The sequence below is a fragment of the Desulfovibrio sp. 86 genome (assembly GCF_902702915.1).
Lineage (GTDB): Bacteria > Desulfobacterota > Desulfovibrionia > Desulfovibrionales > Desulfovibrionaceae > Desulfovibrio.
This window is the reverse complement of sequence record NZ_LR738849.1, coordinates 1489409-1504233: the sequence shown is the minus strand read 5'-3', so window position 1 is coordinate 1504233 and position 14825 is coordinate 1489409. Positions and strand designations below refer to the sequence as shown.

Genomic DNA, 14825 nt, shown 5'->3' with positions numbered 1-14825 from the left:
AACTCTTATCGTGTTGTGTCATGGTACACCGAGTTCTTTGATCTGGAACGCGGGTTCAAGAGACAGCGTCCTTTAGCCAGCAAGCCAGTTCAAAGCGTATTTGCTCTCAGATAGCACGCGCGGGCCGCGCGGGTGTTCATGATAAAAAAGCCCTCCATTCGGAGGGCTTTTTTGCGCAGAAATGTTGCGGAAAAATCAGGCCGCGAGTTTTTCCAGCGCGTCGCGGGCGATCTGGCTGACGCTTTTTTCATACACGATGTTGCCGTCAAAGAGTTCGCACTGTTCTTCAAGCCCGGCATCAGCCAGGCGCCGCAGGGCGGGAGCGTCCATGAGGTCAGGGGGCAGCTGGCTCAAGGCCCAGGCGGCCATGCCCCGGCAGATGACATCCTGATCTTCCAGCCCCTTGAGCAGCCATTTTCGCGCGCCCAGGCACAGCTCTGGCCGTGCCTGCGCAAGTCGCCCTATGCCCCAGTAGCAGGAGCGCCGCAGGATGTCGTGGTCGCAAAAATTGTCGTCATGGCCAAGGTCAATGACGTAGGAGACAAGAATGCGGTGAAAATCCTTGGCAAGGGGGGCGCTGGCGGCCAGAATTTCGGCAAAGGCGTTGGGGATGCCCCAACCGATATTGCCGGATTCTTCATTGAGGTGCCACATGAGGCGGCGGATGATGTTTTTGGCGGCCTCGGGCTGTGTTTCGGCAAGCCGGGCCGTGATCTGCCCCAGAGCCACGGCGGCGCGGTGCATGGTTTGCGGGCCGAGCAAAAGAAAAGAAAACAGCGGACCCACGTTTTCAAGGCCGCCCTGGGTTATTTCGTCAAGATGGCTGCGCCATTCCGGACTATTGATGGCATCTTTCAGTTTTTGTTTGGCTGAGCGCATGCGGGCCATGATCCATATCCTCCAGAGGCTGTGTGCTGGCTCTTCATCCATACTTATGGTTTTTTACTCTTCTGGCAAGGCGGCCCGTCACATTTCTTTTTTCCGGGTTCCCGCGCTGCGTCGTGACCTCTGGAGTCGCCACATCAGAGCAGAAGGTTCGTTATCTTACTCAAATGCTGCAAAAAAACGTCACCCAGAAGGGCACGCTGAAGTCCAGGACAAGGGCGTGCACAATGGATATGAACACCCACTGGTTTCCGGCGTAGCGGGTAATGACGGGCAGGGTGGTGTCAACGGTGGAAGCGCCGCCGCAGCTGATGGCCGCCGTGGGGCCCATAAAGCGCACCAGCAGCGGCGTGAAGAGCAGGGTGAACAATTCGCGGAGGATATTGCTGATAAGGGCTATGGTTCCCAGCTCCGGCCCCTTGTATTGCGTGATGAAGATGGAAGAAAGCGAATAGTAGGCAAATCCCGCGCCCACAGCCATGCATTCGGCAGCGCTGTAGACGAGAAAAAGGCTGACAAGGGCTGTTCCGGCAAAGGTGCCCACAGTGGTGGCCAAGGGCAGCAGCAGCACCCGGGGCCGCAGGCTGCGCAGCATTTCGCCAAGCCGCCTGTCGGATCCCATTGAGATGCCCACAAGAATCATGAGCAGCCATAGCATGTAGAGCGTCATGTCGTGTTCAATGAAATAGTCGGGGATAAAGCCCACGCGGGCCAGCAGCAGGCCAGCGCCGAAAAAAAACAGGATGACGAGGCTGCCGCTCATGCCTGTGAGCCCTCACGGCCGGAAGCGGACGGCGCGCCCGCCTGGCCCCCGGCGTCGGGCGTCGGGGTGAGGGCGTCGGGTTCCGGCGGTTGGCGGAAAAAACGGCGGATGCAGAGCACGCAGGCAAGAGAACCCGCGACAGCGCCCACGGTGAGTGCAATGGCAGCGCCGCCCAGTCTGGGCAGGGCCGCCATGAGGGTACTGTTGCCGCCCACGGAAATGCCGAGGGCAAAGAGCAGCAGCATGATGGCCGGGGTGACGCAGCGTGTGAGTTTGGCGGCCAGCGGCCTGCCGCGCAGCAGAAGGCCCACGGCAATGCCCAGAAGCATGAGGCCCATGGCGATAAACACAAAATCCTCCAACGACCGGAAAAGCTTTTGCAGCTGCCCGCACCGAAAAAAAGTGCAGGGCGGCGCGTGTGTTATAGGGGCTGGCGTGCCCCCACGTGGTTTCAAAAAAAAGTAACAACACTTCGGGCTGGGCGCAGCGGCGGCACGGCCCCGGTTGATGCCCAAGACCTTCCTTCCCCTGCGGCACGCCGCATTTTAGAGCAATTTCATTTTGAAAGTACTCTTCGGAAGCCCTGATTAACGAACCTCCTGGAAACGCGCAGTTATTTCGTTTGGCAAGGCGCACTCTTTTTTTGAAGCAGGAGTGGACTCTTCCGTCCTCGACTGTTTCAAAAAAAGTGAAGCAACGCCGTCAAACGAAATAAATCAGGGTTTCCCTAAAAGTTTTAGGGGGAGGGGGCGTGGGGGAGGAGACCCTTTTACAAAAGGGTCCCTCCCCCACAAAATATCTCAAAGTACATTGCCCTAGCGGGCGACCTGTCGCAGGGACTGCCGCAAAAAGGCCAGCATGGAGGCATAGCGCTGGTCTTCGCGCTGCAAATAGTCCACATCCCACAGCACCCACACCATGTGGCCCCTGTAGCGGGTTTGCTGGAGGGGCCGCAGGCCGGGGGGCAGGCCCAGCGCCTTGACGGCTGCGGAGCCCATAACCACCACGCCCCGTGCGCCGAGGCGCGAGGTTCCCGACCAGAAGGCGTCGGCGTGGGGCACAAGGCTTTGGTCCGTGCCGGGGGTGCGGTCTTCCGGCGCGACGGGCATGCCGGCGGGCCAGAAAGTGTGGGTTCCGGCAGGGTGCGCCAGATCCTGAAGCAGTTTCTGCAAAAAGGCTCTGCGCTCAAGGCGGCCTTCAGCCTGCGGGTCGCAGAGATCAAGACCGAGATTCCAGTATGTCCACAGCACCAGACCGGGCCGTGTTTTTTCCAGCTGCTGCCGCCAGGGTGAGGGCCAGACATGGGGCGGCAGGGGTTTCCACGGGGGGCCGGACGCGGCGTTTGCCTGCACGCCGGGTGCGGGCTGGCGCGGTGCGCCATACAAGTCCTGCCCGGACTGCCCGTCCTGGCTGGCAGCGGCGGAAGGTCGGCGGGCGGGCCGTGAGCTTTGTCCGGCTGGCTCCGACTGTCCTGATATTCCAGCTGGGCCGATGGGGCCGGAATTTCCGGCCTGTGCGGGCGTTCCCGCCTGCCGTGATAATCCTGTCTGGCCGGAAAATGTGGGTGTTCCGGCCTGCCTGCCGCCATGGCCGCTGGCCGCACTGCCCGCAGTTCCACCCGCAGGCCTGCGCATGGGCGGCCGGGCCGTGGTTTCAGACTGCGGCGCAAAGGCGTCAAAGCCTTCGGGCATGAGCAGGTTGGACAGGCCCCGGCGTTGCCACAGGGCTGACAGGGGATTTACATACGCAAAAGCCACGAACACAACTCCCAGGCCACGTCGGCCTTGCTCTGGTTGGGCCAGATTTCTTCGCGTCCCTTGGCGTCCACCACTGCCATGCTGTTGGTAGGCGAGCCAAAGCCGCTGTCCGCAGCATTGACGAGGTTGCCAGCCAGGAGGTCGGCCTTTTTGCGGGCAAGCTTGGCGTGGGCCAGGGGCAGCAGGGCGTGCATGTCCGGCGCGGTTTCAGCGGCGAAGGCCAGAATTTTCTGACCGGGCGCGCGCTGCTCCGCAAGGCTTTGCAAAATGTCGGGGTTGGGCTGAAAGTCCAGACTGAAGCCCTGCGGAGCCTCGGATTTTTTGAACTTGCGCCCGCCCATGGGCTTGGGTGAAAAGTCCGCCACAGCGGCGGTGAACATGCCCACATCCATTTGGGGCCAGAGGTTGGCGGCCACGGCAAACATGTCTCTGGCGCTGACGACGTCCCGCCGGGCTATGCCCTGCGGCATGCGTGCACGCACGCCGGGGCCGCATACGGCCGTGACCTCCGCACCGCGCAGCCATGCGCAGACGGCCAGGGCCGCGCCCATGAGGCCGCTGGAGGGGTTGGACCAGAAGCGCACCCCGTCCCAGGCTTCGCGCGTGGGGCCAAGGGTGACCATCACGCGCCTGCCCGCCATGTCCTGCGGGGACAGCGCCCGCAAGGCGGCAAGAAAAATGTCGTGCAGGGGGGCCAGCCTGCCTTCGCCCTCATCGCCGCAGGCCGTGCCGCCGCAGCCGGGGGCCACGATGCAGGCTCCACGCTCGCGCAGCAGGGCCACATTGGCCTGGGTGGCGGGGTTGGCCCACATGCGCGGGTTCATGGCCGGAGCGATGACAAGCGGCCCGTCAAAAGCCAGAGCCTGCGCGGCCAGCATGTCGTTGGCAGCGCCGTGGGCAAGGCGGAAGAGCGCGTCGGCCGAGGCCGGGGCCACCACCATGACGTGGGCGTGCTGCCCCGGTTCAAGGTGGGCGAAAATTTCTTGCCCCGGAGTGAACATGTCTTCATAGACAGGGGTCGCGCCCAAGGATTCGAACAGCATGGGGGTCACAAAATGCCGCGCTCCGGGCGTGAGTGTGGCCGAGACATGGATGCCCATACCGCGCCAGGCCCTGAGAAGATCCGCAGCCCGGTAGCAGGCCACGGAGCCGCACACGCCAAGATGCAGGCGCTTTTGCGCAAAGCGCGTGCTGTGATCAAAGGGCGTTTTCAGGCCGCTTTTTTGGTCTATCATAACGTTCGCTCCTGTAGGCCGCTGCCGCCGCTGCCGGATGTACCGCCGCTGCGGCCGGGCTGCCCGCCCTGGGGGGCGGTGTTCATGCCGCCGGCATCTCCTGAGCCGCCCATGCCGCCAGCCCCGCCAGAACTGCCAGGCCCGCCGGAACCGCCAGATCCGGTGCTTGCGGCGTCCTGCATGGGCAGGGGGGAGCCGTCGGGCAGGCGGTCGGCCACCCAGATATTCAGAACCGTCAGCAAGGTCTGGCTGTCGAAGGTCAGCACAGCCATGGTAGCGCCACGGTCATACACGTAGACGGCGCGCGCGCCCTTGCGCAGGGCCAGGCGCAACTGCCAGCCCTGGCTTTGCAGACCGGAGTACATGATCTGCGCCGCAAACCCCGTGTCCACCTTGCCGCGCAGCACTTCCATCCCCTGACGCCCGCCGCCGGGGCCAAAGTCCTGAAAGCCGTGCGAGCCGTAGCGCTGCATGCCCGCAGGCGTGGGCACGCCGAGCAGCAGGCTTGTGGTGGTATCTGTGCCGCCGGTGAGCGGGTCGTTGGAAAAAGGATTTTCCAGCCCAATGGTGGCGCAACCCGAAAGCGTTGCGAGAAGTGCCAGTAACGCAATGATGACAAGAGGCCGCCGCATGGCTATACTCCTTCCCTCCCATCGTCATGCCGAGGGGGGCAATCAAGTCACCCTAGCCTCAACGCCCCGCGCTGACAAGAGCGGCAGCGGCGCAACTGGCGGGAACATATAACCAAGGCCCGGAAGCCATGCATATTGAGGAAGCGGATTTCTTACTGGAAAATTACAACTTCGACCTGCCGCAGGAACAGATAGCCCAGTTCCCCCCAGAAGAACGGGGCAGTTCGCGGTTGCTCGTCATGCCGCGCACAGGCGCGCTTGACCTGCACCATAAAATGTTCAGTGATCTGCCGGATTGTCTGCCCGAAGGGGCATTGTTGATAGCGAACAATTCCCGTGTATTGCAGGCGCGTCTTTTGGGCACGCGCTCCACGGGCGGCAAGGTGGAATTTTTGCTGCTCACGCCCCTGCCCCTGGTGGTGGAGAGGGCCAAGGCCGACAAAAGCGGCGGGTTTTTCGCAGAGGCTGAAGGTCTTGTGCGTTCTGGCGGCAGCATCCGTGAAGGGGAAACTTTTGAGTTTGGCGCGGGCATCGGCGTGACCGTGCTGGCATCCGGCCCCTTCGGGCAGCGCCGCGTGCGCCTGGGCTGGAAGGGCGATCTGGCTGCGGCCTTTGCGGCCACGGGGCATATCCCCCTGCCTCCTTACATCAGGCGTCCTGACGGCGAAGAGGACTTGAGCCGCTACCAGACCGTCTATGCCCGGCAGGACAAGACGGGGTCGGTGGCCGCGCCCACGGCTGGCCTGCACTTTACGCCGCCCCTGCGGGAAAAGTTGGCCGAAAGGGGCTTCCAATGGGCAGAAGTGACCCTATATGTGGGGTACGGCACCTTCAGCCCCGTGCGGACTCCCGACATCCGCAGCCACCGCATGCACCGGGAATACGTGGAAGTTCCTGAATCCACGGCTCTGGCCATAGCTGAGGCGCGCGCGCAGAAAAGGCCCGTCATCGCCGTGGGAACAACCAGCCTGCGCACCCTCGAGGGCGTGGCGGAACTCTGCGGCAGGGTGCAGGCATACACGGGCTGGACAGATATTTTTCTGTATCCCGGCAGGCCGTTCCGCGTGGTTGAAGGCCTTGTGACCAACTTCCATCTGCCGGAATCCTCACTGCTCATGCTGGTCGCAGCCTTCGCGGGGCGCAAGCGCATGCTGGACGCCTACGCCGAGGCCATTGCCAAAGGGTACAGATTTTTTTCATATGGGGATGCCATGCTGATCCGCTGACGCCCTTTGCCGCTGCCGTCAGTTTTCCGGCACGCCGGAATGGCGGCGGGCAACGGCATGGTCTGCCTCGCGGGATGGTCCCGATGCGGCATGACCTGGGCACAGACGAGGCTTTGACGGCAAAGCCTCCCGGAACGGGCCTGTCGCGAGACTTTCCGTTCCCATTCCCCCGGCGGGCAAGGCGCCTCAAGGAGCATACATGTCACGAGTCGTTTTTCTGGAAGAACGCTGCAAGGGCTGCCGCCTGTGTGTGGAAGCCTGTCCTGTGCATATTTTACGGCCATCAGGCCGTTTTAACCGTCATGGCTACGAGGTTATGGAGATGGACGGGCAGTGCACCGGCTGCGCCTCCTGCGCTCTCATGTGCCCCGATGTGGCCATTCGCGTGTTCAAAAGTGAAAAAAAGAAAGGGGGCGAGGCATGAGTCAGGGCCAAAACTCCTCTGAACGCATTCTCATAAAAGGCAATGAAGCTGTGGCCTTTGGCGCTGTGGACGCGGGTTGCCGCTGCTATTTCGGCTATCCCATCACGCCGCAGAATGAAATCCCCGAAGTGCTTTCCTCGCTGCTGCCGGAGCACGGCGGCCAGTTTGTGCAGGCCGAAAGCGAAGTGGCGGCGGTCAACATGCTGCTGGGCGCTGCGGCCTGCGGCATTCCGGCGCTCACGTCTTCATCGAGCTGTGGCGTATCTCTCATGCAGGAAGGCATTTCCTACATGGCGGGCAGCCATATTCCGGGCGTCATGGTCAACATGCAGCGCGGCGGGCCGGGCCTTGGCGACATCGGCCCCTCGCAGGGCGACTATTTTCAGGCCGTCAAGGGCGGCGGCCACGGCGACCACCGCAACCTGACGCTGGCTCCGGCCACGGCCCAGGAATGTTATGATTTCATGTTCCGCGCCTTTGCCCTGGCCTTCAAGTACGCCAACCCGGTCATGGTGCTGGGCGACGCCATTGTGGGCCAGATAAAGGAACCCGTACGGCGCGTGCCGCCCGCTGACGCTGTGTCGCCCGAAGATCTGGCGGCCATGAGCAAGGATTGGAGGCTTGAAGGCTATGGCAAGCGGGGCGCCAACGCCGCGCCGCGTCTGCTCAAGTCCGTGTATCTTGCCGAAGGCGCGCTGGCCGAGCGCAACCGCATGCTCATGAAAAAGTATGAGGCCATGAAGGCCGAGTGCGCGTGGGAATGCGTGGACGTTGACGACGCCGAGCTTGTGGTGGTGGCCTTTGGCTCCATTGCCCGCATAGCCCGCAGCGCCATACGCCAGTTGCGGGCCGAGGGGCGCAAGGTTGGCCTGTTCCGCCCCATCACGCTCTTTCCTTTCCCGGATGCAGCCCTGCGCGCGCTCGCGCCCGGTCGCCGCTTCCTGGTTATGGAACAGAATACGGGGCAGATGGTGGAAGACGTGCGTCTGGCCCTTTTTGCCCAGCCCGGCGTAAGCGCGTCTACCGTGCTCTGGCACGGCATCATGCCCGGCCTCTTCATCGGGGCTGACGCCCTGCGTGACCCCATGCTACAGGCCCTCAAGGAGAAATAGCCATGTCATCACAGCAAATGGACGCCCAATGGCTGCCGCAAGAGGGCGAAACCCTGGTTTTTGACGTAAACCCCGTGCTCAACGAGCGCCAGACCCACTACTGCCCCGGCTGCCACCACGGCATAGCCCACAGGCTGGTGAGCGAGGTGCTGCACGAACTGGGTGTGGCGGACCGCACCATACTTGTGGCCTCGGTGGGCTGCGCCACCTTTACCTATGACTACTTCAACGTGGACGGCCTTGAAGCCCCGCACGGACGCGCCTGCGCCGTGGCCACGGGCGTGCGCCGCGCCAGGCCGGAATCCGTGGTCTTCACCTATCAGGGCGACGGCGACATGGCCGCCATCGGCATGGCCGAATCCCTGCACGCGGCCAACCGTGGCGAAAAGATCACCACCATCTTCATCAACAATACGGTGTACGGCATGACGGGCGGGCAGATGGCCCCCACCACGCTGCTGGGGCAGAAAACCACCACCACGCGCCAGGGCCGCAGCCTTGGCAATGAGGGCGGCCCCATCCGCATGGCCGAAATCATGGCCCAACTGGACGGCGTGGCCTATGCCGCGCGCTGCTCGCTGGATTCCGTCAAAAACGTGCGCGCCGCCAAAAAGGCCGTGCGCAAGGCTTTTGACGTGCAGTTGCAGGGGCTCGGCTTTGGCTTTATCGAGCTGCTTTCCGGCTGCCCCACCAACTGGCATATGGACCCCATAGCCGCCAACAAGCGCATTTCCGAGGCCATGATTCCCGTGTTTCCTCTGGGCGTGTACAAGGATGTAACCGTGGCCGCCGCAGAAGGCGCAAAGGGACATACAGCCGGGGAGGCAGGCCGTGAGTAGCTATCAGGACGTCATTATCGCCGGGTTCGGCGGCCAGGGGGTCATGCTCATAGGCAACCTTCTGGCGCAGGCAGGCATGGAACACGGTCTTGAGGTGAGCTTCATCCCCGTATACGGCGCGGAAATGCGCGGCGGTACGGCCAACTGCACGGTGGTTATGGACGAACACGCCATCGGCTCGCCGCTGGTGCGTGAGCCCCTGTCCACCATCATCCTCAACGAACCCTCGCTGACAAAGTTCCAGCCGCGTCTGCACAAGGACGGGGTGCAGGTGGTCAACGCCTCCCTGGTGGACAAGGGGCTTCTGGATGCCTCCCTGCACACGGTCTACATCCCGGTCAACGACATGGCCCACGAACTGGGCAGTGCGAAGATGGCCAACATGGTGGCTCTCGGCGCGTGGATCAAGGCTACGGGAGCGCTGCCGCTCATAGAAGTGCAGGAAACCATCAAAAGAGTGACAAGCGCTCACTACGCCAAGCTTATCCCGGCCAACATGAAGGCTCTGGAAGCTGGCTACGACTTTGCCTGACCGCTTCGACGTCTGACCGCTTCGACGTCTGAGCTCTGGGGGCATGCCCGCCGCGTAACCAGACCGTGCCCGTCGCGCACCATGGGCACAACAGGGGCATAATAGCGCATGGCGGGCGCGTAACAGACGCCAACTGGCGCCAACTGACGCCAACTGACTGATACACAAAAAAATCCCCGTGGATTCCCACGGGGATTTTTTTGTTGACGCGCGGCGGGGCGTCAGCCGGGTTTCAACGTCAAATCGCTCGAGAGCGGATAACCGTTACGGCGACTGATGCCAGCAAACGCGCCGTCTTTGTATGTCCAGCTTCATATCAGAAAAACCGTTGGTCACACAAAATACACTAAGGGTTTTAGGGGGTGGGGGCGTGGGGGAGGGACCCTTTTGCAAAAGGGTCCCTCCCCCACAAAGCCTTCCAGCGTGAAATTTCCTACGGCTGCGCGGTCGTGTGAATGACCCTGACCGTTTAGGGGCGTATCCGCCTCCAACCGGTTGCGGTTGCAAGCCGCGCGACGTGCCGTTACAGGTCGCTTGATATTCCTCCTGCCATATTTACAAATTTATTTTAATTTAAAATGAACCCTATAGTTCACAGCAGGTATGGGGCTGTTTTATTTATGCATTGGAAAATATTTTTCTTCTTAAATATGGGTGTAGAAAGCAAAAATATAACTTTTCATCCATTTGTATAGTAAATTATGCAGTATTGATAATTTTAATATATTAAATAATGGTGTATGCATGTTGTTTTGAGATTTTGCGGGGGTATTTAAAAAATAAATACGTTTTAAAGCTGAGTTACACATTTTTATCCTGTATATTTCAGCTTTACATATTAGCTTTATGATATTAGTTTTTATCAACTGAAAATATTTCTTATCCACGTGGGATGTCTTAATCGGCAGATACTATTTGGCGAGGGTTTTGCCTTGTTACTTTTTTTACAATCAAGGACGTGACGCAACCATGAGTGCAAAGAATAAAATTGTTCTAAGTGTTTTCGCGTTCTTCTCGCTGGTTATCGTGGCCATGACGGCCAACTCGTACAAAAGCTTCAGTTCTTCATCCAATGCCGCCAAGATCGAGCAGTTGGACACCATCTCACGATCCGTGGGCAAAGCCGTTGCCGAAAAGATGGACGTGTATTTCAACATGCTGGAACTGTCAGCCAAAATGTTGGTTCAGCCCGTTGGCGTCACTGGCGACGACCTGTACCAATACCGCAGGAATGTGCTTGTCCAGCTGTTGCAGCAGACAAAGCTTGTGGAAGCCTACTATTGTTTTGAAAACGGCGAGGCGCACAATGACAAGGGCATGATCCCCAATTTCAATGCCAAAAGTCTTGGGCGCGAGTGGTACAAACGCATTTTTTCCGGTGAAAAGCGCGTGGTCACCACGCCGTACACCTCATCCATCGGGGCCACAGTCATGGCCGTGGGCGTGCCCATCATGGACAACGGAAAGGTGGTGGGCGCACTGTGCATCAACCTGGGCCTTACGGACATCACCACGTTCGCCAACGGCGTGCTGGATTTCCAGAACGTCTTTCTGACCAGGGCCGATGGCTACATCATGGCCAACAGGAATGAAAAGCGCATCGGCAAAAGCCTGTGGGACGAGGTTTCCGGCCTGGACAAATACCGCACGCAGAATTCCGATGGCAGGATATCCTTCACCCACAGCAACGAGCAGTATGTGGGCAGCCTCTACACCATCAAGGGGCTGGATTGGAAGGTGTGGACGTACGAAGAGATGAGCGTCATCCACCAGGATTCGGACCAGAACCTGCTGTACAGTTCCATCGCCGCCGTGGTGGCCCTGGTTTTTTCAGCCCTGATGGTGATGTTTCTTGTGACCCGCCTGATCTTCAAGCCCCTTAACAAGTGCGTGGACTTTGCCGCCTCCGTGTCCGCAGGCAGGCTGGACGAAACGCTGAACGTCAGAAGCAGGGACGAGGTTGGCGTGCTGGCCGACGCCCTGCGCACCATGGTGAACAGACTCAAGGAAATGATATCCACCACGGCAGAAAAAGAAAAACTTGCCACCAAGGAGGCCGAACGCGCCCGCAAGGCCGTGGCCGAAGCAGAAGAGGCCCGCAAGGAGGCCGAACTGGCCACGCGGCGCGGCATCCTTCAGGCGGCTTCGCAGATCGAAGGGATTGTGGAACGCATAGCCTCAAGCACAGAAGAACTGGCTGCCCAGGCGGAGCAGATATCCAAGGCGGCGTCAGTGCAGCAGCAACGCATGACTGAAACCGCCACCAGCATGGAGCAGATGAGCGTGTCCGTGGTTGAGGTCGCCCGCAATTCGGGCGATGCCGCCACCAATGCCGTGAATACGCAAAAAGAGGCCGGACGCGGCGCGGAACTGGTGCACCAGGTCATCGCTGCGGTCAATGAGCTGGAGACGCAAAGCCACACCATGAAGGAAGACCTCACCGTGCTGGGGCGGCAGGCCAACAGCATCGGAGCCATCATGGACGTCATCAACGATATCGCGGATCAGACCAGTCTGCTTGCGCTCAACGCCGCCATTGAGGCAGCCCGCGCAGGCGAGGCCGGACGCGGATTCGCCGTGGTGGCTGACGAGGTGCGCAAGCTGGCCGAAAAAACCATCGGCGCCACCAAGGAAGTGGGAGAAAACATCTCAGCCATTCAGACGGCCGCGCAAAAAAGCATCCACTCTATGGATTCAGCTGTAAACACCGTGGGAAAAACCACAACGCTTTCGCACGATTCCGGCACGGCGCTTGGAAATATCCTCACCTACGCCAAGGACAACGCCGATCAGGCGCAGTCCATAGCCACGGCCGCCGAAGAACAGTCCGCAGCTTCGGAACAGATCAGTCAGGCCATTGAAGAAGTAACAAGAATCTCAGAAGAAACATCGCGGGGACAGGCGGAGTCCACCCAGGCGGTGCAGCAGCTTGCAGCCATGTCCGGCGATTTGCGGGCCATTGTGGATCAGCTCAAGAGGTCGTAGGCGGAGCAGCGTTGAAACGCTTGTGAGGGGGCGGGGGAAGAAGTGTTTGTGCGGGAAGAAATGCTTGTGGGGGAGGGACCCTTTTGCAAAAGGGTCTCCTCCCCCACACCCCCTCCCCCCAAAACCTTTATGGCGTTTTACCGGAATAAGGCGAGTTGGGGCCGAGGTGGGTATATCCTGTAACCGTTTTCAAAGGTAATCTGCCCTAGATGCCCTTTTCTGCCATGAGGCAGGCCAGGTCGCAAACGCGGCAGGAGTAGCCCCACTCGTTGTCGTACCATGCCACCACCTTGACCATCTTGCCTTCCTGCACCGTGGTGTAGGAAGCCTCAAGGATGGAAGAAGCGGGATTTCCTTTAAAGTCCATGGAAACCAATGGCTTGTCATTGTATTCAAGAATGCCCTTGAGGTAGGTCTCCGAGGCGTCCTTGAGTTTGCCCAGCAGGGTTTCGGTGTCGGTTTCCTTTTCAAGGATGCCGCTGAAGTCCACCACAGACACGGTGGGCGTGGGCACACGCAGCGAGTAGCCGCTGAATTTGCCCTTGAGCGCGGGAATGACCTTGGCCACGGCCTGCGCCGCACCGGTGGACGTGGGAATGATATTGCACGCGGCGGCGCGGGCACGGCGGGGGTCCTTGTGGGCCATGTCCAGGATGCGCTGGTCGTTGGTGTAGGAGTGGATGGTGGTCATGTTGCCGATCTGGATGCCGAATTCGTTCTGCAGCACCAGGGCCACAGGGGCAAGGCAGTTGGTCGTGCACGAGGCGTTGGACACGATGTGGTGTTTGGCCGGATCGTAGTCCTGATGGTTGACGCCCATGACGATGGTGATGTCTTCTTCCTTGGCCGGGGCAGTGATGATGACCTTTTTGGCCCCGTTCTCAATGTGGACGGAGCACTGGGAAGCCTTGCGGAAAATGCCCGTGCTTTCCACCACAATGTCCACGCCGTATTGGCCCCAGGCAAGCTGCTTGGGGTCGCGCTCGGCGAAGCAGTGCACCTTCCAGTCGCCCACGGTCACTTCGGCGCCGTCGATCTTGGCGTCCAGATAGGCGCGCCCGTAAACCGAGTCGTATTCCAGCAGGTGAAAGTTGGTTTCAGCGTCGAAAAGGTCGTTGATGGCCACCACTTCCACGCGGTCGCGGTAGCTCTTGTGCAGGGCGCGGAAAACCTGCCTGCCGATGCGGCCAAAGCCGTTGATGCCTATTCTGATTTTGCTCATATGCGAAATCCTCACAAACTAGAGGGAAGTGTCTTCAGGCGACGTGCGCTCTTCATGCGCGAAACGCCGTTTGCCCGCACGATTCTGAACTGGGTCGGCCCTTCCGGGGGGAGCAGCCGTAATCCATCTGCGCAACTGCGCGCCGTACCTGGCGTGCTGTGACCCTTGAAAATGTCTGTCCTCAAGGGCAACCCGCCTTAGTCTTCGTAGACCGGGTACGCGTGCTTGGTCATCAGTTCGTAATTGTTGCGCAGCGCCTCATGCAGGCGCGAATTTTCAATGGCCAGGGCCGAGATGGCGGCCACGGCTTCCATAAAGGTCTGTTCGTCGGCCGTGAATTCACGTTCTTGGGCGGAATAGACGCGGATAAGGCCAATGGCCTTGCCGTCCACCATCAGCGGGGCGGACAGAACGGAAACGAGGCCTTCCGCCCTGGCCGAATCGGGATACTGAAAGCGTCCGTCGGCGGTGGCGTCCTTGAGGTGGATGGTCTTGCCGGCAAGCACTTCGCCGTCCATGCCGCTGCGCTTCACTTCCACCGGCCCCTTGCGCAGGTAGGTGCCGGAAAGGCCGTAGGCGGCGCTGGGCAGCAAAAAGCGGCCAGTGCTGTCCAGCAGGCGGATGGTGCTGGCCTTGCAGCCCATGGTGACGGCTGTCTGTTCGGTTATTTTGTGCAGGACATCCTTGGGCTCAAGGCTGGAGTTGATGACCAGCGCAACATCTCTGAGAGCGCGAAAATAGTCTTGTGCCATGTGTGCCTCCTTGAAGAAAGCGTTGCAAAGTAGTCTGCCTGTACTGTGGCCGGGGCCACTCAAGCAAGTGCACTTTGAAGTTGCTCTGGCGGGCGCGAGAGCAGGCGTCCGCCATGGGGGTCGCAATGTCGCTACGCGGGTAACGCCAGGGTGGCGTTTCTGGCGGCTCTGCGCATACGCGTATGCAAGCCATACTGCCAACTGACAGTGTCGGTTATGCAACGCGCCAGTGTGTGAGTATGCGCTATTTTGTCACATGGGGCAAATGGCGGCGTGGGCGGCCCCTTGGGCCGCAGGCGGGGTGGAATAAAAAGCCTTGTGCGGGCTGTGGCTCTGGGCGGGCTGAATTTCTTGTGCGGGCGGCGTGCCTATGTGCCTGTGCTTCAGAGTGGGCTGTGCGCCTAAGCAGGCTGCATTTCTTGCTGGCGGTGTTTTGACGCGCGTTCACGTCATACCGCACG

14 protein-coding genes are annotated in these 14825 nt (G+C 60.4%); 6 read left to right on the top strand and 8 right to left on the bottom strand.

Annotated features, from left to right (window positions below; genetic code table 11):
* Positions 1–195: 195 nt before the first annotated feature.
* The 6 genes from DESU86_RS06390 to DESU86_RS06365 form a co-directional block, all read right to left on the bottom strand.
* Positions 196–888: a DVU0298 family protein gene (locus tag DESU86_RS06390; RefSeq protein ID WP_179980291.1), complete on the bottom strand. Its 693-nt coding sequence runs from the start codon at positions 886–888 to the stop codon at positions 196–198.
* A gap of 160 nt (positions 889–1048) precedes the next feature.
* A complete protein-coding gene (locus tag DESU86_RS06385) occupies positions 1049–1648 on the bottom strand; it encodes a lysine exporter LysO family protein (RefSeq protein WP_179980290.1) in 600 nt (199 codons plus the stop codon).
* Positions 1645–1998, bottom strand: a complete 354-nt coding sequence (locus DESU86_RS06380; protein WP_179980289.1) for a LysO family transporter — start codon at positions 1996–1998, stop codon at positions 1645–1647. Before DESU86_RS06380 ends, DESU86_RS06385 begins: the two co-directional genes overlap by 4 nt.
* Before the next feature lie 465 nt (positions 1999–2463).
* Positions 2464–3405 (bottom strand): hypothetical protein, encoded by a 942-nt coding sequence (locus DESU86_RS06375; protein ID WP_179980288.1) that lies wholly within the window; start codon positions 3403–3405, stop codon positions 2464–2466.
* Entirely contained in the window at positions 3387–4640 is a 1254-nt protein-coding gene (coaBC, locus tag DESU86_RS06370) for a bifunctional phosphopantothenoylcysteine decarboxylase/phosphopantothenate--cysteine ligase CoaBC (RefSeq protein WP_179980287.1), read from the bottom strand. Before coaBC ends, DESU86_RS06375 begins: the two co-directional genes overlap by 19 nt.
* Positions 4637–5272, bottom strand: coding sequence for a hypothetical protein (locus DESU86_RS06365; protein ID WP_179980286.1), 636 nt, complete (start codon positions 5270–5272; stop codon positions 4637–4639). The genes coaBC and DESU86_RS06365 overlap by 4 nt, the downstream gene beginning before the upstream one ends.
* Positions 5273–5400: 128 nt before the next feature.
* Between DESU86_RS06365 and queA the strand changes: the two genes are divergently transcribed.
* From queA to DESU86_RS06335, 6 genes are all read left to right on the top strand, one after another.
* The gene (gene queA / locus DESU86_RS06360; RefSeq protein ID WP_179980285.1) at positions 5401–6498 is read left to right on the top strand and encodes a tRNA preQ1(34) S-adenosylmethionine ribosyltransferase-isomerase QueA; all 1098 of its coding nucleotides are present in this window, start codon (positions 5401–5403) and stop codon (positions 6496–6498) included.
* A 199-nt stretch (positions 6499–6697) separates the two neighbouring features.
* On the top strand, positions 6698–6922 hold the full coding sequence (locus DESU86_RS06355) for an indolepyruvate ferredoxin oxidoreductase subunit alpha (protein ID WP_179980284.1): 225 nt from the start codon (positions 6698–6700) through the stop codon (positions 6920–6922).
* The gene (gene vorB / locus DESU86_RS06350) at positions 6919–8034 is read left to right on the top strand and encodes a 3-methyl-2-oxobutanoate dehydrogenase subunit VorB (RefSeq protein WP_179980283.1); all 1116 of its coding nucleotides are present in this window, start codon (positions 6919–6921) and stop codon (positions 8032–8034) included. The genes DESU86_RS06355 and vorB overlap by 4 nt, the downstream gene beginning before the upstream one ends.
* 2 nt (positions 8035–8036) lie before the next feature.
* Positions 8037–8873 carry a thiamine pyrophosphate-dependent enzyme gene (locus DESU86_RS06345; protein ID WP_232088283.1) on the top strand — a complete coding sequence of 279 codons (837 nt, stop codon included), beginning with the start codon at positions 8037–8039 and terminating at the stop codon, positions 8871–8873.
* Positions 8866–9405, top strand: coding sequence for a 2-oxoacid:acceptor oxidoreductase family protein (locus DESU86_RS06340; protein ID WP_179980282.1), 540 nt, complete (start codon positions 8866–8868; stop codon positions 9403–9405). The genes DESU86_RS06345 and DESU86_RS06340 overlap by 8 nt, the downstream gene beginning before the upstream one ends.
* Before the next feature lie 969 nt (positions 9406–10374).
* Complete coding sequence (locus DESU86_RS06335; protein WP_179980281.1) at positions 10375–12390, top strand: methyl-accepting chemotaxis protein; 2016 nt, start codon at positions 10375–10377, stop codon at positions 12388–12390.
* A 205-nt stretch (positions 12391–12595) separates the two neighbouring features.
* On the opposite strand, the gene gap is transcribed toward DESU86_RS06335, so the two are convergent.
* Positions 12596–13612, bottom strand: coding sequence for a type I glyceraldehyde-3-phosphate dehydrogenase (gene gap, locus DESU86_RS06330; protein WP_179980280.1), 1017 nt, complete (start codon positions 13610–13612; stop codon positions 12596–12598).
* A gap of 197 nt (positions 13613–13809) precedes the next feature.
* Positions 13810–14364 carry a GAF domain-containing protein gene (locus tag DESU86_RS06325; protein ID WP_179980279.1) on the bottom strand — a complete coding sequence of 185 codons (555 nt, stop codon included), beginning with the start codon at positions 14362–14364 and terminating at the stop codon, positions 13810–13812.
* Positions 14365–14825: the final 461 nt, after the last annotated feature.

Coding starts and splice junctions, on each gene's coding strand:
- DESU86_RS06390 (WP_179980291.1), bottom strand. CDS start 888: ATGGCCCGCATGCGCTCAGCCAAACAAAAACTGAAAGATGCCATCAAT.
- DESU86_RS06385 (WP_179980290.1), bottom strand. CDS start 1,648: ATGAGCGGCAGCCTCGTCATCCTGTTTTTTTTCGGCGCTGGCCTGCTG.
- coaBC (WP_179980287.1), bottom strand. CDS start 4,640: ATGATAGACCAAAAAAGCGGCCTGAAAACGCCCTTTGATCACAGCACG.
- DESU86_RS06365 (WP_179980286.1), bottom strand. CDS start 5,272: ATGCGGCGGCCTCTTGTCATCATTGCGTTACTGGCACTTCTCGCAACG.
- queA (WP_179980285.1), top strand. CDS start 5,401: ATGCATATTGAGGAAGCGGATTTCTTACTGGAAAATTACAACTTCGAC.
- DESU86_RS06355 (WP_179980284.1), top strand. CDS start 6,698: ATGTCACGAGTCGTTTTTCTGGAAGAACGCTGCAAGGGCTGCCGCCTG.
- vorB (WP_179980283.1), top strand. CDS start 6,919: ATGAGTCAGGGCCAAAACTCCTCTGAACGCATTCTCATAAAAGGCAAT.
- DESU86_RS06345 (WP_232088283.1), top strand. CDS start 8,037: ATGTCATCACAGCAAATGGACGCCCAATGGCTGCCGCAAGAGGGCGAA.
- DESU86_RS06335 (WP_179980281.1), top strand. CDS start 10,375: ATGAGTGCAAAGAATAAAATTGTTCTAAGTGTTTTCGCGTTCTTCTCG.
- gap (WP_179980280.1), bottom strand. CDS start 13,612: ATGAGCAAAATCAGAATAGGCATCAACGGCTTTGGCCGCATCGGCAGG.
- DESU86_RS06325 (WP_179980279.1), bottom strand. CDS start 14,364: ATGGCACAAGACTATTTTCGCGCTCTCAGAGATGTTGCGCTGGTCATC.